General features: G+C 44.3%; 27 protein-coding genes and 1 pseudogene. 12 read left to right on the top strand and 16 right to left on the bottom strand.

Annotation, left to right across the window (positions count from 1 at the left end):
* Window positions 1-21: 21 nt before the first annotated feature.
* The 7 genes from C4S39_RS09810 to ccmA form a co-directional block, all read right to left on the bottom strand.
* A complete protein-coding gene (locus tag C4S39_RS09810; protein WP_103966838.1) occupies window positions 22-552 on the bottom strand; it encodes a DsbE family thiol:disulfide interchange protein in 531 nt (176 codons plus the stop codon).
* Window positions 549-2,603, bottom strand: a complete 2,055-nt coding sequence (locus tag C4S39_RS09805; RefSeq protein WP_103966837.1) for a heme lyase CcmF/NrfE family subunit — start codon at window positions 2,601-2,603, stop codon at window positions 549-551. The genes C4S39_RS09810 and C4S39_RS09805 overlap by 4 nt, the downstream gene beginning before the upstream one ends.
* A gap of 79 nt (window positions 2,604-2,682) precedes the next feature.
* A complete protein-coding gene (gene ccmE / locus C4S39_RS09800) occupies window positions 2,683-3,132 on the bottom strand; it encodes a cytochrome c maturation protein CcmE (protein ID WP_103966836.1) in 450 nt (149 codons plus the stop codon).
* Window positions 3,116-3,280 carry a heme exporter protein CcmD gene (gene ccmD, locus C4S39_RS09795; protein WP_256216470.1) on the bottom strand — a complete coding sequence of 55 codons (165 nt, stop codon included), beginning with the start codon at window positions 3,278-3,280 and terminating at the stop codon, window positions 3,116-3,118. Before ccmD ends, ccmE begins: the two co-directional genes overlap by 17 nt.
* Before the next feature lie 29 nt (window positions 3,281-3,309).
* Window positions 3,310-4,056, bottom strand: a complete 747-nt coding sequence (locus C4S39_RS09790) for a heme ABC transporter permease (protein ID WP_103966835.1) — start codon at window positions 4,054-4,056, stop codon at window positions 3,310-3,312.
* 165 nt (window positions 4,057-4,221) lie between these two features.
* Window positions 4,222-4,881, bottom strand: a complete 660-nt coding sequence (ccmB, locus tag C4S39_RS09785) for a heme exporter protein CcmB (RefSeq protein WP_103966834.1) — start codon at window positions 4,879-4,881, stop codon at window positions 4,222-4,224.
* A 1-nt stretch (window position 4,882) separates the two neighbouring features.
* A complete protein-coding gene (ccmA, locus tag C4S39_RS09780; RefSeq protein WP_103966833.1) occupies window positions 4,883-5,497 on the bottom strand; it encodes a cytochrome c biogenesis heme-transporting ATPase CcmA in 615 nt (204 codons plus the stop codon).
* 342 nt (window positions 5,498-5,839) lie between these two features.
* Here ccmA and C4S39_RS09775 point away from each other — a divergent pair, with 342 nt between their 5' ends.
* Both C4S39_RS09775 and C4S39_RS09770 read left to right on the top strand, forming a co-directional pair.
* Complete coding sequence (locus tag C4S39_RS09775) at window positions 5,840-6,076, top strand: YdcH family protein (RefSeq protein ID WP_013647476.1); 237 nt, start codon at window positions 5,840-5,842, stop codon at window positions 6,074-6,076.
* Between the two features lie 36 nt (window positions 6,077-6,112).
* Window positions 6,113-7,114: a zinc-binding dehydrogenase gene (locus C4S39_RS09770; RefSeq protein WP_103966832.1), complete on the top strand. Its 1,002-nt coding sequence runs from the start codon at window positions 6,113-6,115 to the stop codon at window positions 7,112-7,114.
* Between the two features lie 167 nt (window positions 7,115-7,281).
* Here the strand turns inward: C4S39_RS09770 and C4S39_RS09765 are convergent, their stop codons facing one another.
* From C4S39_RS09765 to purE, 3 genes are read right to left on the bottom strand one after another with little or no spacing between them, the layout of a single operon-like run.
* Window positions 7,282-8,172 carry a phosphoribosylaminoimidazolesuccinocarboxamide synthase gene (locus tag C4S39_RS09765; protein ID WP_103966831.1) on the bottom strand — a complete coding sequence of 297 codons (891 nt, stop codon included), beginning with the start codon at window positions 8,170-8,172 and terminating at the stop codon, window positions 7,282-7,284.
* A 20-nt stretch (window positions 8,173-8,192) separates the two neighbouring features.
* Window positions 8,193-9,326 (bottom strand): 5-(carboxyamino)imidazole ribonucleotide synthase, encoded by a 1,134-nt coding sequence (locus C4S39_RS09760; RefSeq protein WP_103966830.1) that lies wholly within the window; start codon window positions 9,324-9,326, stop codon window positions 8,193-8,195.
* Window positions 9,326-9,814 carry a 5-(carboxyamino)imidazole ribonucleotide mutase gene (purE, locus tag C4S39_RS09755; RefSeq protein ID WP_103966829.1) on the bottom strand — a complete coding sequence of 163 codons (489 nt, stop codon included), beginning with the start codon at window positions 9,812-9,814 and terminating at the stop codon, window positions 9,326-9,328. The genes C4S39_RS09760 and purE overlap by 1 nt, the downstream gene beginning before the upstream one ends.
* 236 nt (window positions 9,815-10,050) lie before the next feature.
* On the opposite strand from purE, the gene C4S39_RS09750 reads away from it, so the two are divergent.
* The 6 genes and pseudogenes from C4S39_RS09750 (at window position 10,051) to C4S39_RS09725 (ending at window position 14,459) form a co-directional block, all read left to right on the top strand.
* Window positions 10,051-10,482, top strand: a complete 432-nt coding sequence (locus C4S39_RS09750) for an ExbD/TolR family protein (RefSeq protein WP_103966828.1) — start codon at window positions 10,051-10,053, stop codon at window positions 10,480-10,482.
* 79 nt (window positions 10,483-10,561) lie between these two features.
* Window positions 10,562-11,203, top strand: coding sequence for a superoxide dismutase (locus C4S39_RS09745; RefSeq protein ID WP_103966827.1), 642 nt, complete (start codon window positions 10,562-10,564; stop codon window positions 11,201-11,203).
* A gap of 11 nt (window positions 11,204-11,214) precedes the next feature.
* On the top strand, window positions 11,215-11,859 hold the full coding sequence (gene hisG / locus C4S39_RS09740) for an ATP phosphoribosyltransferase (protein ID WP_103966826.1): 645 nt from the start codon (window positions 11,215-11,217) through the stop codon (window positions 11,857-11,859).
* A 26-nt stretch (window positions 11,860-11,885) separates the two neighbouring features.
* Entirely contained in the window at window positions 11,886-13,190 is a 1,305-nt protein-coding gene (hisD, locus tag C4S39_RS09735) for a histidinol dehydrogenase (RefSeq protein WP_374953028.1), read from the top strand.
* Between the two features lie 46 nt (window positions 13,191-13,236).
* Window positions 13,237-14,060: pseudogene (locus tag C4S39_RS09730) on the top strand (TrmH family RNA methyltransferase).
* A gap of 117 nt (window positions 14,061-14,177) precedes the next feature.
* Complete coding sequence (locus tag C4S39_RS09725; protein WP_258039390.1) at window positions 14,178-14,459, top strand: hypothetical protein; 282 nt, start codon at window positions 14,178-14,180, stop codon at window positions 14,457-14,459.
* Between the two features lie 5 nt (window positions 14,460-14,464).
* Here C4S39_RS09725 and uvrB read toward each other — a convergent pair whose 3' ends face one another.
* Window positions 14,465-16,495 (bottom strand): excinuclease ABC subunit UvrB, encoded by a 2,031-nt coding sequence (gene uvrB / locus C4S39_RS09720; protein ID WP_103966824.1) that lies wholly within the window; start codon window positions 16,493-16,495, stop codon window positions 14,465-14,467.
* Window positions 16,496-16,574: 79 nt separating this feature from the next.
* On the opposite strand from uvrB, the gene C4S39_RS09715 reads away from it, so the two are divergent.
* The gene (locus tag C4S39_RS09715; protein WP_103966823.1) at window positions 16,575-17,768 is read left to right on the top strand and encodes a pyridoxal phosphate-dependent aminotransferase; all 1,194 of its coding nucleotides are present in this window, start codon (window positions 16,575-16,577) and stop codon (window positions 17,766-17,768) included.
* A 34-nt stretch (window positions 17,769-17,802) separates the two neighbouring features.
* On the opposite strand, the gene flhC is transcribed toward C4S39_RS09715, so the two are convergent.
* The 3 genes from flhC to C4S39_RS09700 form a co-directional block, all read right to left on the bottom strand.
* Complete coding sequence (gene flhC, locus C4S39_RS09710; protein ID WP_103966822.1) at window positions 17,803-18,339, bottom strand: flagellar transcriptional regulator FlhC; 537 nt, start codon at window positions 18,337-18,339, stop codon at window positions 17,803-17,805.
* 33 nt (window positions 18,340-18,372) lie between these two features.
* Window positions 18,373-18,690: a flagellar transcriptional regulator FlhD gene (gene flhD / locus C4S39_RS09705; RefSeq protein ID WP_103966821.1), complete on the bottom strand. Its 318-nt coding sequence runs from the start codon at window positions 18,688-18,690 to the stop codon at window positions 18,373-18,375.
* A 485-nt stretch (window positions 18,691-19,175) separates the two neighbouring features.
* Window positions 19,176-19,625, bottom strand: coding sequence for a hypothetical protein (locus C4S39_RS09700; protein ID WP_103966820.1), 450 nt, complete (start codon window positions 19,623-19,625; stop codon window positions 19,176-19,178).
* A 710-nt stretch (window positions 19,626-20,335) separates the two neighbouring features.
* Here C4S39_RS09700 and C4S39_RS09690 point away from each other — a divergent pair.
* The 3 genes from C4S39_RS09690 to C4S39_RS15835 all read left to right on the top strand — a co-directional run bounded on the left by C4S39_RS09690 (window position 20,336) and on the right by C4S39_RS15835 (window position 22,020).
* A complete protein-coding gene (locus C4S39_RS09690) occupies window positions 20,336-20,785 on the top strand; it encodes a CBS domain-containing protein (RefSeq protein ID WP_103966818.1) in 450 nt (149 codons plus the stop codon).
* Window positions 20,786-21,027: 242 nt separating this feature from the next.
* Complete coding sequence (locus tag C4S39_RS09685) at window positions 21,028-21,333, top strand: hypothetical protein (protein ID WP_103966817.1); 306 nt, start codon at window positions 21,028-21,030, stop codon at window positions 21,331-21,333.
* A gap of 399 nt (window positions 21,334-21,732) precedes the next feature.
* A complete protein-coding gene (locus C4S39_RS15835; RefSeq protein ID WP_258039389.1) occupies window positions 21,733-22,020 on the top strand; it encodes a DUF2934 domain-containing protein in 288 nt (95 codons plus the stop codon).
* Window positions 22,021-22,161: 141 nt separating this feature from the next.
* On the opposite strand, the gene amrS is transcribed toward C4S39_RS15835, so the two are convergent.
* Together amrS and amrA are read right to left on the bottom strand one after the other, a co-directional pair.
* Window positions 22,162-23,259 (bottom strand): AmmeMemoRadiSam system radical SAM enzyme, encoded by a 1,098-nt coding sequence (amrS, locus tag C4S39_RS09675; protein WP_103966815.1) that lies wholly within the window; start codon window positions 23,257-23,259, stop codon window positions 22,162-22,164.
* Complete coding sequence (gene amrA / locus C4S39_RS09670) at window positions 23,252-23,842, bottom strand: AmmeMemoRadiSam system protein A (RefSeq protein ID WP_103966814.1); 591 nt, start codon at window positions 23,840-23,842, stop codon at window positions 23,252-23,254. Before amrA ends, amrS begins: the two co-directional genes overlap by 8 nt.
* Window positions 23,843-23,844 lie beyond the last annotated feature (2 nt).

Raw genomic sequence — 23,844 nt, 5'->3', positions numbered from 1 at the left:
TTACATTTAACTTAAAAATTTTTATGCTTGATTCTGTAATTCTTTAATTAAAGGAAGAATTGTCTTTTCAAGTGAATCTACTGTTACCGGCCCAATTTGCTTGTGTCTGATGATTCCTTTTTTATCGATTACATAAGTTTCCGGAACACCATAAACGCCATAATCAATCCCAACCTTTCCATCGACATCTACAATACTTATGGCATAAGGATCGCCATAGCGTTTTAACCATTGCAATGCTGTATTGCGTTCATCTTTGTAATTGAGACCATAAATTGGAATAATCCCCGAATTTGCCAATTGCACCAACAAAGGATGCTCATCTCGACATGCAACACACCAAGACGCCCACACGTTGAGCATCCAGACTTTGCCGAGATTATCATCTGAAGACATTATTTTTTCTGGTTCATGCAATTGATTGAGCTGAAACTTTGGTGCCGGTTTATCAATCAGTGGTGAAGGCACTTGCCGGGGATTTAATGTCAATCCAACCAGCAAAAAGACTGCCAACACCATGAAAATAGCTAGAGGCATCAAATACCGCATCATAACTTTGTGATCTCCGTAGCCAATTCAGCTTTAGCTGTTGCAGATGCAACCGTTGCGGGCGTACCTTCTGTTTGCTTCTCCGATTCAATATCGCTCGTAGTAGCAGATTTCTTTTTAGTAATCTTCAGACGATAACGCCGATCGGTAATTGAGGTGATACCTCCCATTGCCATCAATATACACCCAAACCATATCCAATCCACGAACGGTTTATGGTAAGCACGAACCACCCAGGCACCATTCGATAACGGTTCTCCTAAAGCAACATAAAGATCACGAAAAAAACCCGTATCGATCGCCGCTTCAGTCATTGCCATACCTGAGGCATTATAAGTACGCTTTTCCGGATATAAAGTACGAATAAATCGATCATCTTTGAAAACAGAGATATCGCCTTTCACTGCTTTATAGTTTGGGCCAACGACATCACTGGTGCCATTAAACTGAAAAACATAGCCACCAACCGTTACTTTACTGCCAATTTCCATACGTACATCTTTTTCAGTTTCATAACTGTTTACTAACGTTACACCGATAATAAATACCGCCACTCCGATATGCGCGCAATGCATTCCGTAATAGCTTCTTGACTGCTTAGATAGTTTAGTAAGCAAACTACCTTTTCCGGAGTTATTCAGTCGATGCTTTAAATTAACAAATGCACACACAATAATCCAGAATGCAAGCAGCAAACCGAAACTCACCATCGGTTTCCATTCGCCCATAAAAAATGGTGTTATCAGGGCAGAAACCACACTTACTCCAAACGCCCAGCGTAAACGAACTGCTAGTGCTGGCAAACTCATTTGTTTCCAACGTGAAATAGGTCCAACACCGATCAAGAAAATTGCCGGTGTCATGATAGGCACAAAAACTGCTTCAAAGAATGGAGGGCCTACCGATAATTTACCCAAACCAAGAGCATCGATGATCAATGGATAAAGTGTTCCCAGTAATACACTTGCTGCAGCGACCAGCAACAATATATTATTAGCTAACAACATCGATTCGCGCGAGAGCAAATCAAATTTTCCTCCTAAACCAACCTTTGGCGCACGCCATGCAAACAATAATAATGCACAACTAATCACGATCACAAGAAAAGCAAGAATAAATACACCCCGGGCAGGATCGGTCGCAAATGCATGAACAGAAGTTAAAACGCCTGAACGCACTAAAAATGTTCCCAGCAAACTCAACGCAAATGTGCTAATTGCCAATAAAACTGTCCAGCTTTTGAAACTACCACGTTTCTCAGTAACCGCCAGCGAATGAACTAAAGCCGTACCAACGAGCCACGGCAGGAACGATGCGTTCTCTACCGGATCCCAGAACCACCAGCCACCCCAGCCTAATTCATAATATGCCCACCAACTACCGAGCATAATTCCAATTGTCAGAAATACCCAGGCAATAATCGTCCACGGACGTGACCAGCGCGCCCACGTCGCATCCAGCTTCCCGCTCAATAACGCGGCGATAGCAAAAGCAAAAGCAACAGAAAACCCTACATATCCCATATAGAGCATAGGCGGATGCACTACCATACCAAAATCTTGCAACAGAGGATTCAAATCACTCCCTTCCATTGCAGCAGGTAATAAACGATCAAATGGATTTGAAGTAAACAACATAAATACCAAAAAACCGATACTAACAAGGCCTAAAACCCCAATTACTCTTGCAACAACATCATCTGGCAACTGCTTACTAAAGACACTGACCGCAACGGACCAACTGGCAAGCATCAAAACCCATAACAATAAAGAACCCTCATGAGATCCCCACGTTGCTGCCAATCGAAAATGGAAGGGTAATTCTGTATTCGAATTGTTAGCCACATTTAGAACAGAAAAGTCGCTACTGACAAAGGAATATGCCAAACAAAAGAATGCAATCAGTACAAATACAAATTGCCCCTGAACTATAGGTCTCGCCAATGCTATCCAAGAAGGAATACCACGCGCTGCGCCAATAATAGGCAATGTTCCTTGTAAAGTAGCCAATAGGAGAGCAAGTATTAAAGAAAAATTACCAATTTCTGGAATCATGATTTTATTTAAGAATTAAAATTATTCAGGATTAAAAAACTGAACTTCCCTGAGAAGTATTAGCTTTTCAGGGAAAATCTTATTGCACCAGAGATGCTTTCTGTGCTTTAGCAGCTTTCTCTAGAGCTTCGGCAGCTTCAGGAGGCATATAGTTTTCATCGTGCTTGGCAAGAACTTCATCAGCCAAAAAAACACCTTCAGCAGATATTTTTCCTTGTGCAACAACGCCCTTACCTTCCCGAAACAAGTCAGGCAGAATGCCCGTATACACAACAGGTATTGTTTCCGCTGTATCTGTCACCGAAAAATGTACCGTAGTCGACCCATCATCACGCTTAACGCTGCCATCTGCAACTAATCCGCCAATGCGAAAACTTTTACCGATTGGCGCTTCGTTCGCGATAACTTGAGACGGACTAAAGAAAAACACCAGATTACTTTGAAAAGCGTTTAATACCAAAATAGCGGCGACTCCCAATGCAGTAACTCCAGAGGCTATCATTACAAGCTTCTTATGACGTGGTTTCATTTTTTGTCTCATTATTATCTAAGTCTTCGATGTGACTATATTGCTTTTCTAAAGTTCGTCGACGATTTGAAATTAACAGAATTTCACCAGCTATACACATAAAAGTTACAATGTATGATCCCCAGACATAGAGTCCGTATCCTCCCATTGAGAAAAACTCTGACCAACTTGACCAAATCACAATATAGCTCCTTTCTTTTGTAGCTCTGCCACCCAGGCCGTATGACTTTCTCGCTCAAGAATAATAACGCGTGTACGCTTTAATATTACTGCAATGGAGTACATCCAGCTAGCGAGTACCATAATCAGCATACCGGTCAACATGGTCGTCGCCATCGCAGGTGCTTGATTAATGCTTACCGATGCACCTTGATGCAGAGTATTCCACCACTGTACTGAAAAATAAATAATCGGTATATTGATAACGCCAACCAACGCAATGATTGCACCAGCTTTATCAGCGCGTCGTGGATCATCAATCGCTGCCTGTAAAGACATAAAACCAATATAGAGAAAAAACAAGATTAATTCAGAAGTTAATCGCGCATCCCATACCCACCATGTTCCCCACATGGGTTTCCCCCATAACGCACCCGTCCATAACGCGATAAAAGTGAACATGGCACCGGTTGGTGCAATTGCAGTTGCAAGCATAGAGGACAATCGTGTATTAAAAGCCAATCCGATACCCGCCCAGAATGCCATCACGACATATAGAAACATTGACATCCAGGCTGCGGGTACGTGTATGAAAATAATCCGATAAGCCTCACCTTGTTGAAAATCGGTGGGCGCAACAAAAAAACCGACATAAAGCCCTGCCACCAGCAATACCACAGAAACAAAAACAAATACCGGAATCATTTTTCCCGCCAATGAGTAAAAGCTGGCAGGAGAAGAGTACTTAAACCAATTAATTGCCATATTTAATATCAATAAAATTCTTCATGTTAATTTTTATCTCTCGACTATCCTAACTTGCATAGCGTGCAATTTTATACCAAAAAATCAGAAATTATATAAAAGGCATAATAAATTGCCCTTAATTGATCTCGTGAGATTGAAACAAATTTAAAAACAACGCTTCGATTATTCTAAAGAAACTCGCAAGGATGCAGCCGCAGCCCAAGGCGCTAATACAATCGAAGCCAGTAAAAATGCACCAATCAATGATAAATGCGCGTCAAAATCCATCCCTGCCATATTGGCTTCAACCGCACCAGCTCCAAAAATCAGTACAGGAATATAAAGAGGCAGTACTAATAACGAAACCAATACCCCACCTCCTCGCAAGCCCAGAGTCAATGCTGCGCCAATTGCTCCGATCAAACTTAAAACCGGCGTCCCCAATAATAAAGCAGCCGTTAAAACAAATAGCGCATCAGCTGGCAAATCGTACTGAATCCCCAATACCGGCGCCATTAAAACAAGCGGCACCCCGGTCACCAGCCAATGCGCAAAAGCCTTACCAAGCACTAACAGTGATAGCGATTGAGGCGATAACAACATCTGCTCCAACGTGCCATCAACATAATCATTTGCAAACATTCTTCCTAAAGATAACATCGAAGCCAACAAAGCTGCGACCCAAACAACACCGGGTGCCATCGTTCGTAGCATATTCATTTCAGGCCCAACACTTAGAGGAAACAAGCTCACCACGATGATAAAAAAAAATAACGTAGTCAATACATCGGATTGGCGCCTCATTGCCAATAATAAATCGCGTTTAATTATCCACATAAACATATTAAGCCAGATACAATTGCATAATTGATGCTGCGGCCACCTCAATTTCCTGATGCGTTGTCATCACAATCACACCACCTCGCTGCAAATGTTGCTCCAGCAATCCTTGAATCAATTTAACGGCCATGACGTCCAGTGCAACTAATGGCTCATCGAGTATCCATAAAGTAGTACTGCAGACCAGCAATCTCGCCAAAGCAACACGACGGCGCTGTCCTTGCGATAGAACCTTGACGGGCAATGCTTCTCTGCCTTTCAGTCCCATATGTTTCAGCGCTTCACCCGCCTGGTTAGCGCTAATTTCAAAACCGGCCAGCGCACTTGAGATCCGCAAATTCTCGATAACCGTCAAATCATCTTTGGTGCCACTCAAATGGCCAATATAAGTGACATCCGCAAAATAATCTCCATCTAGCGATCGGATCGCAGTACCGTTCCAGAAAATCTCACCTGCAGCGGGATTTGATAAGCCGCATAACATGCGTAATAAGCTGGTCTTGCCACTGCCATTTGGGCCGCGCACTTGCAGCAAGCTACCAGTCTCGAGAGAAAAATTGATATCCTTGAAAAGCTCGCGATCACCACGAACACAAGCAAGATTAACACCCTGCAACATTATTTGAACCTTTCAGCCGCATAAACATGAAATTATAGCGTATCGAGGCTGAGTCCGCTTAATCAAAAGAATCGATATAACTTCAAATATGCCTGGCTTTGCAAAGTAGTAGCTTAATTATGCAGTATGTGAACAAATTTCCTGAAAATCCTGCTTAAAACTTTATTTAAAGGTAACTTGCAAAGTCTAATTGCATATCAGTAAACTTTCAATCACGCATAAAGAATCTGTGTCACTTACAAAAAATATTCTAATAAACGATAATAACTTACTGAATATTAATAATCCCTATAACCAAAAACTTATAACGTGAATTCACACAACTAATATTAGGAGTCAGCCATGATAGAAAAACACGATTTACACCACGAATTTCCTGAATATTACGATCGCATTCATGAATTAAAAACTCACGATAGTCACTTTGCTCGCCTGTTTGAGGAATACCATGACCTCAACCGCGAAATACTCAGGATTGAAGAAGGTATCGAAAACACCACTGACGAATATCTGGAAGAATTGAAAAAGAAGCGCTTGTTACATAAAGATAAGCTCTACAGTATGATTACCAATAATTAACAACCTTTTTGTAGTCAACATGCTATCGGAGCAAAAATGAAAGCAGTTTATTTTAACGCAGGCGGTGCAGCAGATATTCTGTGTTTTGGAGATATCGCACTATCCGATCATTGTAATGAAGGTCAAGTTCTAGTGCGCATCAAGGCAATCGGCATCAACCCGATTGACTGCAAAATTCGCACCAATCCGGAACGATTTCCTGTCACTTTCCCGGTGATTCCGGGATGTGACGGAGCCGGCATTATAGAAGCCGTAGGCGCGCAAGTCGATAATTTCAAGCCGGGCGATGAAGTTTATTTTTCGCAACCCGCTTTTAACAATCGCCAAGGCACTTATGCCGAATATGTAAAGGTCGACGCCAGCTTACTCGCTTTAAAACCCCGCTCATTATCCTTCGAACAGGCGGCCGCTGTCCCACTGGTTTTTATTACCGCATGGGAAGCATTGCATGATCGCGCGCGCATCGCTCAAGACCACATTGTATTGATCCACGCCGGTGCCGGTGGCGTTGGCCATGCCGCTATTCAACTGGCCAAACTGGCCGGATCCCGCGTCATCACTACAGTGAGCACAGAAGCTAAAGCAAATTTTGTAAAGCGCCTGGGCACGGATCTAATCATCAATTACCGCTCGCAGGATGTCGTCGCAGAGGTATTACGCTGGACAAACGATAACGGCGTCGATATTGTGTTTGATACTGTGGGGCCGGAAATATTGCAAAGCTGTTTTCGCTGCGTCAAACCCTACGGGGATGTCGTAACCATTCTGCAATCCGCGCCAGATACTGACTGGAGCGAGGCTCGCAAACGCAATGTCCGTTTCAGCCTTGAATTAATGCTGACGCCGGTTTTACTCGAACTGGAAAACGCCAAGCATCATCAAGGTGAAATACTGCAACAATGCGCGGCATTGTTCGATACTCATAAACTACAGGTGGAAATTGCGCGTACTTTTACGCTAAGAGATGCCGCTGCAGCGCAAAATTTTCTTGAACAGAACCATCCCACTGGAAAACTTGTACTGACAGTGGATTCATAGTGCAAATAAAGTTTTTCTCAAAATCAGGGTAAACGGTCAGGTTCTGAGATCGCGTTAAAGTGGAGCTATGGAATGCATAAAAATATCAGCAAGAATAATATCTTAATCGATTCAAAGCAGTATCTAATACTGAATTACGCGCCCAGAATAACATAATCCAAGGGAACTCATATCGTCAACAACCGCAAGGCCTTCTGATATTTCTCCATCGTCTGCCGTAAAATATCATCCGGCAGTTCCGGCGCAGGTGCTTTTTTATTCCAATCCTGTTTTTCCAGCCAGTCGCGCACGAATTGCTTGTCAAAACTGGGTGGATCCTGTCCTGCCCGGTATTGATCCGCAGGCCAGAAGCGGGACGAGTCGGGCGTCAATACTTCATCGATCAGATACAATTCACCGGCATCGTCCAGGCCGAATTCAAATTTGGTATCGGCGATGATGATGCCACGCTGCAGCGCATAATCTGCGGCTTCGCTGTAAAGTTGAATGGCCTTTGCGCTGACCTTCTCGGTGAGTGCTTTGCCCAATTGCTGCTCCACTTCCGTTAAGGCAATATTTTCATCATGCGCACCGGCTGGAGCCTTGGTGGAGGGCGTAAAAATTGCGCCACCAGGCAATTTTTCGGCGAGCTTCAGTCCGCGAGGAAGGGGGATACCACAAATCGCCCCGGTTTGCTGATAATCCTTCCAGCCGGAGCCAGCCACATAGCCGCGCACAATGGCTTCGATTGGCAATGGCTTTAAACGTTGAATAACAAATGCGTGGTCGCGTACTTGTTCACGTTCACTCTCAGCCACCACCGACTCCGGTGCGATACCAGTCAGGTGATTGGGTAAGATATGCGCGAGTTTCTGAAACCAGAAACGAGATAACGCGGTGAGGATTTTCCCCTTGCCGGGCACAGCGGTTGGCAGAATCACGTCGAAAGCGGATAAGCGGTCAGTTTGCACGATCAGCAGTTTATCGTTACCGACGACGTAAATATCCCTGACTTTGCCGCGATGTAAAAAAGGCAAGCTTTTGATCGTCGTTTCAAATAAAGCGGATGATTGCGTCATAATAAGTATAAGTAGCGAATTCAGTGATGCTCAAGTTGTTTTTTGATGTGCCTCGCTTCTCGTAATGCGTTGTCAATATCATTACTCAACACAGTGTAGTGCCCCATTTTACGACCCGGCCGTGCTGCAGTTTTGCCGTATAAGTGTAATTTAACCGATGAATGTTGCAGAACCCGTTGCCAGTCGGGTTTTCCATTGCGCCATAAATCGCCGAGCAAATTAACCATCACCGCAGCACTGTGTTGCGTGGTGGCTCCCAACGGAAGTCCGCACAAAGTTCGCACTTGTTGCTCAAATTGCGACGTGATGCAGGCATTGATGGAATAATGCCCGCTATTATGCGGACGCGGTGCGATTTCATTGATTAATAATGTATCATCCTGCAGCACAAAAAACTCGACACACAATACTCCCTGGTAGTTCAGCTTCTCAACCAACCGGCAAGCCAGGTCTTGTGCCTGCGTTGCAAGTTGCGGCGCGATCCTGGCCGGCACAATGCTGATATCGAGAATACCGTTGACATGCTGATTCTCGGACACCGGAAAGATCTGCACTTCCCCACCGCTGCTCCGCGCCACTACGACCGATAATTCTCTTTTGAGCGGCACGAATTTTTCCAGCACGCACACCGCATGATCGAGTTGATCATAAGCAATCGCCAATTCGTCAAAGCTGGCAACCGGCATCTGCCCTTTGCCATCGTAACCAAACTGACTGATTTTCAGAATACCGGGAAGTAATTGCGCAATATCCGGAGTAACCAAATCCTGTTGATGAGCGATGCTGGCAAACGGTGCGACGGAAAAACCATTGTCCGTCAAAAATTGCTTTTCCAGCACGCGATTCTGTGCAATGGCTACACTGTATGTATCCGGTCTGACGATACAGGATTCAGCGAGCTTTTGCAGCGATTCTACAGGGATATTTTCGAATTCGGTGGTAATCGCCGCGCATTGATTGCCGAGTTTCTCCAATGCAGCATGATCGGCATAATCCGCACAAACAAAATCATCCGCCACTTGTCCGGCAGGGCTGTCCATTGCCGGATCCAGCACGGTTACCCGATACCCCATCTGTTGTGCCACTTGGACGAACATGCGCCCGAGCTGTCCGCCCCCGAGGACACCGAGCATGGCTCCAGGCATGATGCGCATTATCCTGGCAACTCGGAAGTCAGTACAGATTCAGTCTGCTTCTGCCGGTATTGGTTTAGCTGATCACTCAATTCACTGTCATAAACCGCCAGTATTTCAACCGCAAATAACCCGGCATTGGCCGCACCCGCTTCACCGATGGCAAACGTAGCGACAGGAACTCCTTTGGGCATCTGCACAATCGAAAGCAATGAATCCAGTCCTTGTAAGTGCTTGGAATTGACCGGAACACCCAGAACCGGCAAGGTGGTTTTTGCCGCAATCATGCCGGGCAGATGCGCCGCGCCCCCTGCTCCTGCGATGATGCACCGGATGCCGCGCGCTTTGGCTTCTGCAGCAAATTGAAACATCAAATCCGGCGTGCGGTGCGCTGAAACCACTTTGGCTTCATGTGCGATATGGAATTCATCCAGGATGACTACCGCATGCCGCATCACGTCCCAATCGCTTTTACTGCCCATGACAATGCTCACTAATGGTTTAATCATATAACTTCAATCTAGTCTAAGGTTTCCTAATAGCACGTTACACAATGATGTTTTGAAACACGGCTGGCTATTTTATAAGCCTATACAATAATCGTGTAATCTATTTTGATCGCTTCAATAAAAATTATAACTGGTATTATACTAAGCATATTTACAGTTGCACTTTTACATTGATGTCACTATTCAATGTATTAAGCTTGGAACATTACTTTTTCTTAATGACGGCTTGACCCTGAATGAATTTTCAACGCAGAAAACATAGCGACGAACCGGAAATCAATCTGGTACCCATGATCGACGTGCTGCTGGTAATTTTGATCTTTCTGGTGGTAACGACAACCTATTCGAAATTCGCCGAACTTGAAATCAGCCTCCCGCAAGCCAGTGCTGAAGAAGTCGACAAAAATATCAATAAGCCAAATAGTATAGACATAACCGTCAACGCACTGGGAGATTACACCATCAATCTGATTCCCATCAAGTTTTCCAGTATTGAGAGCTTGCGTGATGCTTTGCAGTTCGCAGCCAAGGACCGTCCCGATCCATTTATCATCATCAGTGCGGACGCCAAGGCTACGCATCAATCGGTGATTACTGTAATGGAAGCCGCCCGCTTGGCAGGTTACAATAAAATCACTTTCACCACGGAAACGAATAATGCAAACTGATCATCATTCCGGATCGTGATTGAATTCGGTAACAATTATTACCATAAACCCTGATATCCCATTTAATAAGGAGAGCACTATGACGAATGTCAATCTTGACAACTTTTCCCAAGCGGCACAATCCGGGTCGCAGTATGTTCTGGCCCCATTACCTTATTCGGATACCGCGCTGCAACCCGTGATATCTTCAAATACACTGAGTTTTCACTATGGCAAACACCACAAAACCTATGTCGACAACTTGAATAATCTGTTGGCAAACAGCGATCTGGCAGGGCAATCCTTGGAGCAAATCATCAAAGCAACCGCCGGGCAAGCGGAAAAAGCCGCGATTTTTAATAATGCTGCACAAGTCTGGAACCATATGTTCTATTGGCATAGTTTGAAACCCAATGGCGGCGGGGAACCATCATCGACACTGAAACAAAAGATTGAGGCTTCATTCGGCAGTCTGGAAGCTTGCAAAAAAGAGTTTGCTCAAGCTGCATTGACTCAGTTTGGAAGTGGTTGGGCATGGCTGGTTCAGGATGGCGATAAAATCGCCTTAGTCAAAACCGGCAACGCCGAAACCCCGCTGACAAAAAATGTCCGGCCATTGTTAACGATCGACGTTTGGGAGCATGCTTACTATCTGGATTATCAGAATCGCCGTGCCGATTATGCGAACGCAATTCTGGAGAAACTGATCAATTGGGATTTTGCTGCAGCCAATCTCGGATAATTCCACTTTTTATGACTGATATCACCATCGCCCTGTCAAAAGGGCGAATCTTTGATGACACCGCACCTATACTTAATGCCGCAGGGATTAAGGCGCTGGATAATCCGGAAACATCGCGCAAACTAATTCTCTCCACCAATCGGGCAAATGTACGCTTGATCATAGTGCGCGCATCGGATGTGCCGACATATGTGCAATATGGCGCTGCCGATCTTGGCATCGCCGGTAAGGATGTACTGCTGGAGCATGGAGGCGCAGGGCTTTATCAGCCGCTGGATCTGAATATTGCGCGGTGCCGCATGATGGTAGCCGCACCTGAAGATTTCGATTACGACTCTGCGGTTCGGCAAGGCGCGCGGTTACGCATTGCCACCAAATATGTACAAACTGCGCGCGAACATTTTGCTGCCAAAGGTGTGCATGTCGATCTGATCAAATTGTATGGTTCGATGGAATTAGCCCCTTTAGTGGGCCTGGCGGATGCCATCGTCGATCTCGTCTCAAGCGGCAGTACCTTGAAAGCTAATCATCTGAAAGCGGTGGAAGAAATCATGGCCATTTCGTCAAGATTGATTATTAATCAGGCAGCCTTAAAACTGAAGAGAGATGCCATTCAACCGGTATTGGATGCATTTTCTGCAGCTGTCAAACCATAATTTTCCGGCATTCATTCTTCTTAACCATGATAGAAATAAAACGATTTAATTCAAAAGACTCTGATTTTGACTCCAATCTGGAGAAACTCCTAGCATTCGAGAATGCTCAGGACGATGCAGTCGAATTAACCGTAGCCAGGATTCTTGCAGATATCAAGCAGCGCAAAGATGCTGCCTTGATCGAGTATACCAATCGGTTTGATAGATTGTCAGCAGTTTCCGGTAGAGATCTTGAGCTTACGCAGGATCATTTACAGCAATCGTTGACCGCTTTGCCATCAAACCAGCGAACTGCCCTGGAACAGGCAGCCGAGCGGGTTCGCAGCTACCATGAAAGACAGTTGATGCATTCATGGCAATATACCGACTCGGAAGGTACGTTGTTAGGTCAGAAAATAACGCCGCTGGATCGTGCCGGGCTCTATGTTCCCGGTGGGAAAGCCTCTTACCCCTCTTCGGTTCTAATGAACGCCATTCCGGCTAAAGTTGCGGGCGTAAAAGAATTGATCATGGTCGTTCCGACACCGAATGGCGAAAGGAATCATATGGTTCTGGCGGCGGCGGCCATCAGCCGGGTGGACCGTGTATTCACTATCGGTGGTGCCCAGGCTGTCGGTGCATTGACGTATGGTACTGAAACCGTACCATCCGTGGATAAAATTGTCGGCCCGGGCAATGCTTATGTTGCAGCCGCCAAACGCAGGGTGTTCGGTATCGTCGGCATCGACATGGTCGCCGGACCATCTGAAATTTTAATCATTTGCGATGGCCGCACCAATCCGGATTGGATTGCCATGGATTTGTTTTCCCAAGCCGAGCACGATGAACTAGCCCAATCGATATTATTATCGCCTGATGCTGCTTTTCTCGACCAGGTAATGCACAGCTTGAATTGTTTGCTGACAGAAATGCCCCGCAGAGATGTCATTCGTGCTTCGCTGGAAAATCGCGGCGCTTTGATTCAAGTGCACGATCTGGATGAAGCCTGTGCAATCGCCAACCGCATTGCACCTGAACATCTTGAGTTATCCATCGAGCAACCAGAAAACTGGGTTGATAAAATCCGCCATGCCGGCGCTATTTTCATGGGCCGCAATGCTTGCGAAGCATTAGGGGATTATTGCGCCGGCCCTAATCATGTGTTGCCGACATCAAGAACCGCACGCTTCTCTTCTCCGCTGGGCGTGTATGATTTTCAAAAACGCAGCAGCTTGATCCAGGTTTCGCAGCAAGGAGCGGCAAAATTAGGGGAAATTGCATCGGTGCTCGCGATGGGAGAAGGGCTACAAGCACATGCTTTATCGGCGGAATACCGCTACAAAAATCAATAATTGCGAAGTCTTGCTGCAATAGCTTCGATACTTGCGGGATTTATTTATGCCAGTTATCACTTCACGTGATCATCCGCTTATCAAACGACTGATCAAGCTGGAAGAATCATCGCAGTATCGCAAGAGAACCGGTCTGACACTCCTTGACGGCATTCATCTCATTCAGATTCATTGTTCGATATTAGGCAAACCCGAGAATCTGATCGTTAGCGAATCTTATTTTTCAGATACCGATAATAAACATTTTATGGACATAATTTTTGGATATAAACCTCCAAAAATAACTATTGTCGATGACTCGTTATTTCGCGCAATATCTCCAGTTAAGACACCTACGGGCATTCTCGCACTTATCTCAAAACCTGCATTGCAAGAAAAAACTCACGCCAGGAAAGAAGTCCTTAGCGTTCTGCTGGAAACGATCCAGGATCCTGGAAATCTTGGCTCGATATTGCGCTCGGCAGCCGCCGCCAATGCCAGTCATATCTATCTGTCAAAACATTGCGCGGATGCCTGGTCACCCAAAACATTACGGGCTGCCATGGGAGCGCATTTTTTTTGCATATTTATGAAAATAGCGATTTAAAACAGATTGCACAACAGTTTCCGGGAACTGTCATTGCCACATCGATACAAGCCACGAAGAATCTGTTTGAGATTTCCTTGGCTGGACCGACAGCTTTTCTATTTGGCAATGAAGGTGCAGGATTATCCGCAGAAATGATACAGGCCGCACACGTGAATATTGCCATCACCATGCCCGGCAAAACTGAATCTCTGAATGTCGCGGCGGCTGCCGCTATTTGCTTTTTTGAAAAAGTACGTCAAGATAAGTACTCATCATTATCTTCCACTATTGGCACTAAATAATACCGAGGTGTATCATACTGCCACCGAACAACATCTTCACTATGGAGCGTCATGAAAATTTCATTTTTATCCCTCATCATCCTTCTCGGATGTTCGTTATTCAATTCTGCCAATGTCATGGCTTTACACCACGAGCCGCAGAACGCACAAGAATCCAAAGAAAAGATGCCTGACGATGAAGGAATTGTTGTCGATACGATGGATGCCGCCGGTTATACCTATATGGAACTGGAGAATAGCGGACATAAGTTCTGGATTGCCGCGCCCACGACCAAGGTGAGTAAAGGAGATCACATCCGCTACTCTGGAAGCATGGTCATGAGCAACTTTACCAGCAAGACTTTGAACCGCACATTCAGCACGATTGTGTTTGTGACCTCTACGCAGATTAAAAAATAACGAGGTTATGTCATACCGGAATAACCGATCAGCAGTTTATTCTTCAGACTTTTCAGTTCATCCCGATAAAGTGTTGCTTGTTCAAATTCCAAGTTCTTTGCAGCGTTGAGCATTTTCTTTTCAACCCGCTGAATCTCCTTGGCCAGTTGCGATTCACTCATGGCATCATAGCGCGCCTGCGCCTGTGCTGCCTTGAGGTTTTGCTGCGATGACTCATAGCTATAAACGCCATCAATGAGATCTTTAATTCTTTTATGCACCGATCGGGGAATAATTTGATGTTGCACGTTATGGTCTATCTGCTTCTGACGCCGGCGATCAGTCTCATCAATCGCAACACGAATGGATCTGGTCATGGTATCAGCATACAGAATGGCCGTGCCGTTGATATGACGGGCAGCACGGCCAATAGTTTGAATCAGTGACCTTTCCGAGCGTAGAAAGCCTTCCTTATCAGCATCCAGTATCGCGACCAGTGAAACTTCAGGAATATCCAAGCCTTCACGTAACAAATTAATCCCAACCAGCACATCAAATTGCCCCAAACGCAAATCGCGAATAATTTCAACGCGTTCTACCGTATCGATATCAGAATGCAAATACCGTACCTTGATTTTGTGATCCGAAAAATAATCGGTTAAATCTTCCGCCATGCGCTTAGTGAGTGTAGTAACCAGTACACGCTCATTCTTGGCAGTGCGCAAGTGAACTTCAGACATTAAATCATCGACCTGAGTCGTTACCGGACGTACCTCAATTATCGGATCAACCAATCCTGTAGGCCGTACCACTTGCTCGACGACCTGTCCGCTGTGCTGATGCTCATAATTCGCTGGTGTTGCCGATACGAACACAGTCTGCGGCATTCTCTTTTCAAATTCTTCAAAGCGCAATGGACGATTATCCAGAGCAGACGGCAGGCGAAAACCATAATTCACCAGATTTTCCTTGCGTGAACGATCACCTTTATACATTCCCCCGATCTGCGGCACAGTGACATGGCTCTCGTCAATGATCATCAATGCATTGGATGGCAAGTAGTCCAACAGGGTCGGTGGCGGCTCACCTGGCTTCTTGCCGGAAAGATGACGTGAATAATTTTCAATTCCTTTGCAAAATCCCAATTCATTAAGCATTTCCAGATCAAACCGGGTTCGCTGCTCAAGACGCTGAGCTTCAACCAGACGATGCTCCTGATAGTAATATTCCAGCCGTTCACGCAGTTCATCCTTGATGGTTTCCATTGCGCGCAATGTGGTGCTGCGCGGCGTAACATAGTGACTGGAAGGATAAACGGTAAATCGCGATAACTTTTGCAGCATGCGGCCGGTCAGCGGATCAAATAGAGACAGGCTATCCACTTCATCATCGAATAATGACACCCTTACTGCAGCCTCGGAATTTTCCGCCGGGAAAATATCCACCACATCACCCCGGACGCGAAATACCCCGCGCTTGAATTCCAATTCATTGCGTTCGTATTGCATCTCGGTCAAACGCTTTATGACATCACGCTGAGAAATCTTCTCACCGCCACGCAGATGCAGAATCATGCCATGATAATCTACCGGATCACCGATACCGTAGATACAGGACACCGTAGCCACGATAATTGCATCATCGCGCTCCAGCAAGGATTTTGTCGCAGACAGGCGCATCTGTTCGATATGCTCATTGATGCTTGAATCTTTTTCGATAAACAGATCCCGTGCAGGCACATAGGCTTCCGGTTGATAGTAGTCGTAATAAGACACAAAGTACTCAATGGCATTCTCCGGGAAGAATTCGCGCATCTCGGCATAAAGTTGTGCGGCCAGAGTTTTGTTTGGCGCAATAAGAATTGCCGGACGCCCTGAGTGGGCGATCATATTGGCGATCGTGTAGGTTTTCCCCGAACCGGTAACACCCAGCAATGTTTGAAACGCAAGACCATCGTTTATCCCCTCAATCAGCTGCGCAATAGCTGCAGGCTGGTCGCCTGCGGGTGCAAATGCTTGATGTAATTTGAATGGACTATTGGGGAAGGTTACGATCACAGGTATAATTCCGGCTGAACATTATGTTTTTGTACCATTCTAGCATGCCGGTCTATTTATTTTAGTGCGAGGATTTTTTGTGGAACTCTCTAGTCGCGTTCAAGCTATCAAGCCATCTCCCACTCTTGCTGTTACTGCCCGTGCCGCCAGGCTTAAATCCGAAGGTAAGGATATTATCGGATTGGGTGCGGGCGAGCCTGATTTTGATACGCCCCAGCATATCAAAGATGCTGCGATTACTGCAATTAATAAAGGCCAGACGAAATACACCGCCGTCGGTGGCACACCCGGACTAAAAAATGCGATTGTCGCCAAGTTTAAACGCGAGAATAATTTTGATTTTGACACTAAGCAAATCTTGGTTTCCTGCGGAGGCAAACAAAGCTTTTTTAACCTGGTATTGTCTGTAATCAATCCGGAGGATGAGGTGATTATTCCGGCGCCTTACTGGGTTTCCTATCCTGACATTGTGTTAATCGCTGAAGGTAAACCCGTGTTTATCAGTACCGGTATCGAACAGAATTTCAAGATTTCCGCACAGCAACTGGAAGCGGCCATTACGTCCAAAACAAAAATGTTTGTTATCAACAGCCCCAGCAATCCCTCCGGAGCAGTCTATACTTTGGATGAACTCAAGGCATTGGGTGAGGTTTTACGCAAATACCCCAAAATTCTCATTGCCACCGACGACATGTACGAGCATATTATGCTTACGGGGCAACGATTTGGGAATATTGCCAATGCCTGTCCGGACTTATTTCCCCAAACCATTGTTCTCAATGGCGTTTCCAAGGCTTATTCAATGACAGGATGGAGAATCGGCTATTGCGGCGGACCTGCATACATCATTTCAGCGATGGAAAACATTCAGTCACAAAGTACATCGAGCCCCAGTTCCATTTCACAAGCAGCTGCTGAGGCGGCATTAAATGGGGATCAATCGTGTATCCACCCAATGGTAACAGCGTTCAAAGAACGTAATATTTTTATAACCGAACAATTAAATCAAGTAAACGGCGTGCAGTGTTTATCTTCGCAAGGTGCATTCTATGCATTTGCGGATGCCCGTCAATCAATCAATACGTTATATGAGAAAAATCTGATAAGTACACAAAATGACATCGCGTTTAGCGAATATCTACTGGAGAAAGCCGGTGTTGCCGTGGTTCCAGGCTCTGCGTTTGGATGCGAGGGGTATATGCGGCTATCTTTTGCCACTTCGATGGAAAATCTTAAACAAGCATTAAGCCGGATGAAGAATCTGCTGAAATAAACTCACCTGATTCAGCAGATTTATATTTTTTATCTTAATGAAGCGCGGCCATTGCTGCTTTTTTAGTTTTTCCTGCCCGTGAAGGTATATTACACAAACCGCATACGTGATTCGAGTGAATTTCCAGTGAATGCACCACATATTTGCCATGGCAATTTACACAAGGCGCAATGCACAACACACCACTTTCAACAAAACGCGCTAAGGTCCACGCACGCGTTAAGCTTAAGACCTTTTCTAATTGATTGACTTTAACATGCTCATCATAGAGCCTATAACTTTTAATTAATGCATCAATGCCTTTAATCCCTGTATTCTCAGTTACATAATTGTATATGTTGATAAACAGCGAAGAATGCATATTAGGTTGCCAACTTATAAACCAATCTTCTGAATAAGGTAACATGCCCTTAGGAGGCGATACCCCTCTAATTTCTTTATATAACTTCACTAATCGTTCCCGACTCAGATCCGTATTCATTTCCAATACCTGTAATCGAGCCCCTAATTGAATCAATTCAGTTGCCAGTTGAATTTGCTTGGCCTCGGTGATAATGCTTCGATTGCGCATGGGATCAGCCCTCTTTTCTTTATATACTTGTTCTTACGCTACAGCTTCTGCAGGCTTTCCGGCCATCAGAATCGCCACATGCGACTTAGAAACGGATTGCTCACGACTATCGTTGGATAACATTTCGGCAATCAAGCGATCATCAAAGCGGAAACGACAAAGCAGCATATTTGACGCAGCCATTTTAATTAATTGTGCAGAAGTTAACTTATCCAGAATATCAGCCAGATCCTGATTAATGCCCAACCGGTACATAGCGGATACTCTATCATCATGCAACATTTGCTTTGCAAGCAATAGATAGCTTAAATTAATATCCCGGATTTCATCCAACATTTGATCTATTTGCATTTAATCACCCCTAAAATAAATAAATTTTTAATCGAAAACACGTATTCGTGTAGCTGAGATTTTCAATTATGATGCAGTGGAAGTAAATGGAAGTTAGACTTAAACGAAGCTAGGTAATCTTCTTATCGCAATGTAGGAATTCGGCCTACACCGAAAGATTCGTAATTAATTGAGTATTTGATATTTTTATTACTCAAGGAGATATTGCGATGCATCAGCTACTTGTGCTCTGGCAACCGGAAGCAAGTCTCGTGCACTATGGCTATATCGGGTAATGATAGCGATCAAGTGAGCACAAAGCAAACACAGGTACTGTGCCCTATTTGCTGTGGATTTCCGCATGCTGAATGATCGATAAAATTCATAATATCATGAACCCAAGAACTACCCATCTTGAGAATATCGATAAAAAAACACTTTAAATAGGATCAGTTGGAAATTAATTCATTTGCAATGCGGTGTTCCATTAATCCCCCAATCTGCTCTTATGTTGAGCCCAAGAACAAATCTGGTGCCATTTCTCTGTGTTGCAGCAAACTCCGTTTCACTATACGCAATTTATTGAATAGAATGGTCAATTGTAAATAGAATTGATCACTGGCCATTAGTTGGTGCCATTCATCGCCATCCGGATCATCTTCATCAAGATTACGCCAAAAAAGATTGCAGAAGCTATGAAATGAAACCGGGTGTCCCGCAGTTAAGGCGGATTTGACCTTATGATCTAGCCAACGCTGCCGCCTATCAATTAAACCCTCAACCCCATCACAAACAATAACCGACAAATAATCATGCAGATCTGTAGTGCTGCGTATGCTTTCCAGCTCAGGAAATTTTTGTCTATTAATGGCGTTGGTAATCAATTCTTGTAAAGCAAAGGTTGAAATTTTGAGACTTACGCCTGTCTGTAGCCTATAGATTTTATCGAAATACATAAATCAATCGTTATTATGTAAGTAAGTAAAGCCAAAGTTAATGAGCGATTCGATTAATAATTACGGTTATGGTTCACTCCGGCAAATTCACATCAATGTAATCATCGGCAATTACAGCTAATTCATGGCTGATTTAGTTGAACTTGAATTGACAAGGCAAAGCGATTACTTGCCGGAAATTCAAATAATACCGACTAACCATATAGAAATTCGACGGAGATGGCAATACACTTCACTCCACGCCATCACTTGGCGATCAGAAAAAATCATGAAGTACTTCTAGCGTAATAAAAGCATGAATCAGTGTCAATCAAACTGCTATGGCTTGCCTGCAATAATAATTTTCTATTCTTCCAATAAGTTACAGAATCAAAATGCAACGATAACCTGGAATTGATAACAAGCACTTCTGAAATGCTTGACAAAATCATCAAAGCGATCAAGATGTACTGGCAGTATTAATCATATTAATAGGTTTTTTATCCAATGAAAATAAAAGGCGGCGTCATATCCAAATTAAATTTGTTGCTTCAAGGAAAGTTGATCATAAGCACGAAAAACATACTTCCGCATATGAAGCTTCATTTTAAAAAAAATAGAAAACCCGAATATCCATATTTATCAGGCAGAAAATTTTTTACACGCTCATTGGTTGCATTAATCGATCCATGCAGCTGTTTTATTCAGATAACAAGAAAGGAGAGCATAAAATGACCATCGGTGAAATTTGTAATCGTGAAGTAATTGTGATTCAACGAGATGAAACCGTTCAAGAAGCCGCCAAACTAATGCGTCAGTTTCATGTGGGCGCTGTCATAGTAATCGACAAACCCAATGGTCGCGCAGTGCCTGTGGGAGTGGTCACGGATCGTGATTTGATTGTCGAAGTCATGGCAACAGAATTGGACGAAACAGTAATCACGGTCGGCGATATTATGTTACCCGATATATTTACTGTAAAAGAAAACATCGAGATACATGAGGCGATAGAATTAATGCGTCGCAAAACCATCCGGCGCTTGCCGGTAGTGGATGATGTCGGCGAATTAATCGGCATTTTAACGTTAGATGATGCCCTGCAATGGCTATCCGAGTCATTGCTTGATCTCGCCAAACTGGTCAAGTACGAGCAGAAAAAAGAAGTTCGGCATCGTCCATAGTGAATGAGTGATTTCAATCAACCGGGAATAATAGGCGTTACCCGGTTGATTGGCATGATTCTAAAAAATACTTCGCAGGTTCTTAATCATGTGTGGAAATGAAAGGCGATAATTTCGCACATTATAGTTTTACCGTATTGAAGATATCGTAAATACCAAAAAACTGGATTATATTCTGTTATATCCTTGTCATATATCCTTGCTATTCTGGATGCTATCACCTTACACAAGGAACATCCCAGATGAAACAACTCTCAACTGCAACCCAACGCAATATTAATTATCAGTTAAATCGGCGCAGAAATAACTCTCAGTTTTATGAAGCTGGCCAGCTAAGACGTGCAAAAATGCATGCGGCGCGCCTCATTGAAACATTGGATGGCAAAAAATTGCTGGCACCATTCCTGCGTGAATTACTGGAAGCGAGTTTCACTCTGGAAACAACAGATACTCGGATTCTTGCTGCATACTTAAAAAGATCTCCTGCCAGTATCCGTAGCGAATTTCAGAAAATCTGTACTACATTAGGAACGTATACGAAATTCTGAAAAGATTACCAGAAGCAGTCTTCATCCATGGTTAGGGAATCTGCTTAAAACAAATACCGTGTGCGCAAGCACAGGCGAAGTATTTTATTTACTTTCTCAGCAAACATTGATTCATATCAAATCGATTACTAATGGCTTTTATTAAAATATACATCGACGAATAACACACAGATTTTATTTTTGTTATGTATCTAAAAATTGCTGGGAAGCATTTTGATGCAGGTTCGAGGAAAGGCGAAAAGTACAATTCGTATTTCGCTCATCAGTATCTTGACAGCGATTTTAATGCCATAGCAGCAACAAAGATAATTTCCCAGCCCCTTGCTGAATTGGATGAGTAACATGAAATGCTATCAGAGAATATGTCCGTTGCTCAACAAAATAAAGGAGAATCTTCAAATGCAGAGCAAACTGAACGAAACAGTAAGCAAGAAATCCCGTACAAAATTATCTAAAAATGAACAAAATATACCGGCCAATCAGATAACCCATAAAGATCAATTAATGGATCGCGAAGAAGCCATTGCAACCTCAGCCTATTACCGTGCTGAGAAACGAGGGTTCAGCAATAATGATACCGATATGGTACAGGATTGGTTAGAAGCTGAAGCCGAGGTAGACAATGCGTTAGAGTTGGATGACCTGAATGATGCAGGGTTTCAATTCATGATCGATAAAACCGAATAACACAGATAAGATAAATATCGGTAGTATCTTTAACGCTAATATCCAGTACGGTGGTTAGCTGTACTGCAATATTAATCTTGCGGTACATCGGCGATTTTGCTTGCTTGGAAATTCATCCGAAGCAGCCGAATCTTAGCATTGTCATACCGTCGTTCCGATTCTGACCGGAATACGCTGTCTGCCGAATTGACCGGAAAATTGATCATAATGACCTGCAATTGCGGCATTGCAATTGGCGCAACGTCCACCAGATGTTAAATGATATTGCTTAATTTCATACCAATCGCGCACGATTAATTCACCTTTGCAGAACGGACAAAAAGTGGTATCGCCCTCGATAAAATGCACATTCCCGGTATACACATAGTTCAGCCCGGTATCCAATGCAATGTTGCGCGCTCTGATTACGGTTTCGGCCGGTGTCCGCGGTATATCCCTCAGTTTGTAATCCGGATGAAAAGCGCTAAAGTGCAGCGGCACATCAGTACCCAATTCTTTAATGATCCACTCGCTCATCGCGCTGATTTCCTGATCTGAATCATTTAAACCGGGAATCAATAACGTCGTCAACTCAAGCCATACATCGGTTTCATGCCTCAAGTATTTTAAGGTATCTAATACAGGCTGCAGATGCGATCCCGTCTGCTTGACATAGAATTCCTCGGTAAATGCCTTGAGATCAACATTGGCTGCATCCATTTTGGCAAAGAAATCCCGGCGCGGTTGAGCATGAACATAGCCTGCGGTCACGGCAACTGTTTTAAGACCCACAGCATGGCAAGCATCGGCAACATCCATCGCATATTCGGCAAAAATCACTGGATCGTTGTAGGTGAATGCAACACTTTTGCAGTCATGCTGCTTGGCATAACTTGCAATCGCTTCCGGGCTGGCCTGATCCTGCAATTTATCAAAGCTCCGCGATTTGGAAATATCCCAGTTCTGGCAAAATTTGCATGCAAGATTACAACCTGCCGTGCCAAAAGATAAAATACTGCTACCGGGGTAAAATTGATTCAATGGCTTTTTTTCAATGGGATCAACGCAAAAGCCGGATGAACGTCCATAAGTCGTCAGCACCATAGCAGCACCGACGCGCCCGCGAACAAAACACGCTCCACGCTGCCCATCGTGCAGCTTACAATCACGCGGACATAAATCACACTGAATCCGGCCATCGTCAAGCAAATGCCAATACTTGGCCGGATGTTGCTGAATCTCACCAATCGGCTCATCCATGTGCGCACTCCTTGGAATTATCTATTTCCCGCCATTTCCTGACGGTATATCGAGATAACCGAATCTGTTCAGACCAGAAATCTTCAGATAAATGGGCTTTCAGTTTTAGCTTGGCAAGAAATTGCTGAGGTTCAGGCAGGTCTTCCCACACCTGAGGCAGAAATGTACTGCGATAAAGCTCGTATTCGAGCACAATGCCATCAACATTCGGACGCAACTGTGCCAGAGCATCGGCTTCACTGCTAAAATTCAGTGATTGTAATTGCGATAACAACGAAACTTCAATCTTTATTGTATCGAGCTCATCCTTCATCAGCGGCAAGAAACGAGAGTCATGCAATGCAGCCAGTACCGCATTATTGCTGACATCTTCAAGCAATGAGTCATCCGCCTTCAGAGAACCGGCACAGCCTCTCAATTCACCATATTGGGTTAAAGTGACAAAAGTTGCTCCTGGCTTGCAAAGCCAAGGCATATTCTCCTCCACGGCTACCGCCGCACAAGGAACATGCAAAGCGCGTGCAATAGATGTACGTGCAATTTGCAGCAAAATCCTTCCTTGTTGATCGTTATCACACAACATGA

Origin of the sequence: Nitrosomonas ureae (assembly GCF_900108305.1) — a bacterium.
Classification (GTDB): domain Bacteria; phylum Pseudomonadota; class Gammaproteobacteria; order Burkholderiales; family Nitrosomonadaceae; genus Nitrosomonas; species Nitrosomonas ureae_B.
Note: the sequence above shows the minus strand (reverse complement) of the source record. Positions and strands in the feature narration are given on the sequence as shown.

What these genes read in the sequence shown, in the direction of transcription:
- C4S39_RS09810 (WP_103966838.1), bottom strand. Translation starts at nt 552, where the DNA reads ATGATGCGGTATTTGATGCCTCTAGCTATTTTCATGGTGTTGGCAGTC.
- C4S39_RS09805 (WP_103966837.1), bottom strand. Translation starts at nt 2,603, where the DNA reads ATGATTCCAGAAATTGGTAATTTTTCTTTAATACTTGCTCTCCTATTG.
- ccmE (WP_103966836.1), bottom strand. Translation starts at nt 3,132, where the DNA reads ATGAAACCACGTCATAAGAAGCTTGTAATGATAGCCTCTGGAGTTACT.
- ccmD (WP_256216470.1), bottom strand. Translation starts at nt 3,280, where the DNA reads ATGGGAGGATACGGACTCTATGTCTGGGGATCATACATTGTAACTTTT.
- C4S39_RS09790 (WP_103966835.1), bottom strand. Translation starts at nt 4,056, where the DNA reads ATGGCAATTAATTGGTTTAAGTACTCTTCTCCTGCCAGCTTTTACTCA.
- ccmB (WP_103966834.1), bottom strand. Translation starts at nt 4,881, where the DNA reads ATGTTTATGTGGATAATTAAACGCGATTTATTATTGGCAATGAGGCGC.
- ccmA (WP_103966833.1), bottom strand. Translation starts at nt 5,497, where the DNA reads ATGTTGCAGGGTGTTAATCTTGCTTGTGTTCGTGGTGATCGCGAGCTT.
- C4S39_RS09775 (WP_013647476.1), top strand. Translation starts at nt 5,840, where the DNA reads ATGATAGAAAAACACGATTTACACCACGAATTTCCTGAATATTACGAT.
- C4S39_RS09770 (WP_103966832.1), top strand. Translation starts at nt 6,113, where the DNA reads ATGAAAGCAGTTTATTTTAACGCAGGCGGTGCAGCAGATATTCTGTGT.
- C4S39_RS09765 (WP_103966831.1), bottom strand. Translation starts at nt 8,172, where the DNA reads ATGACGCAATCATCCGCTTTATTTGAAACGACGATCAAAAGCTTGCCT.
- C4S39_RS09760 (WP_103966830.1), bottom strand. Translation starts at nt 9,326, where the DNA reads ATGCGCATCATGCCTGGAGCCATGCTCGGTGTCCTCGGGGGCGGACAG.
- purE (WP_103966829.1), bottom strand. Translation starts at nt 9,814, where the DNA reads ATGATTAAACCATTAGTGAGCATTGTCATGGGCAGTAAAAGCGATTGG.
- C4S39_RS09750 (WP_103966828.1), top strand. Translation starts at nt 10,051, where the DNA reads ATGAATTTTCAACGCAGAAAACATAGCGACGAACCGGAAATCAATCTG.
- C4S39_RS09745 (WP_103966827.1), top strand. Translation starts at nt 10,562, where the DNA reads ATGACGAATGTCAATCTTGACAACTTTTCCCAAGCGGCACAATCCGGG.
- hisG (WP_103966826.1), top strand. Translation starts at nt 11,215, where the DNA reads ATGACTGATATCACCATCGCCCTGTCAAAAGGGCGAATCTTTGATGAC.
- hisD (WP_374953028.1), top strand. Translation starts at nt 11,886, where the DNA reads ATGATAGAAATAAAACGATTTAATTCAAAAGACTCTGATTTTGACTCC.
- C4S39_RS09725 (WP_258039390.1), top strand. Translation starts at nt 14,178, where the DNA reads ATGGCTTTACACCACGAGCCGCAGAACGCACAAGAATCCAAAGAAAAG.
- flhC (WP_103966822.1), bottom strand. Translation starts at nt 18,339, where the DNA reads ATGCGCAATCGAAGCATTATCACCGAGGCCAAGCAAATTCAACTGGCA.
- flhD (WP_103966821.1), bottom strand. Translation starts at nt 18,690, where the DNA reads ATGCAAATAGATCAAATGTTGGATGAAATCCGGGATATTAATTTAAGC.
- C4S39_RS09700 (WP_103966820.1), bottom strand. Translation starts at nt 19,625, where the DNA reads ATGTATTTCGATAAAATCTATAGGCTACAGACAGGCGTAAGTCTCAAA.
- C4S39_RS09690 (WP_103966818.1), top strand. Translation starts at nt 20,336, where the DNA reads ATGACCATCGGTGAAATTTGTAATCGTGAAGTAATTGTGATTCAACGA.
- C4S39_RS09685 (WP_103966817.1), top strand. Translation starts at nt 21,028, where the DNA reads ATGAAACAACTCTCAACTGCAACCCAACGCAATATTAATTATCAGTTA.
- C4S39_RS15835 (WP_258039389.1), top strand. Translation starts at nt 21,733, where the DNA reads ATGCAGAGCAAACTGAACGAAACAGTAAGCAAGAAATCCCGTACAAAA.
- amrS (WP_103966815.1), bottom strand. Translation starts at nt 23,259, where the DNA reads ATGGATGAGCCGATTGGTGAGATTCAGCAACATCCGGCCAAGTATTGG.
- amrA (WP_103966814.1), bottom strand. Translation starts at nt 23,842, where the DNA reads ATGTTGTGTGATAACGATCAACAAGGAAGGATTTTGCTGCAAATTGCA.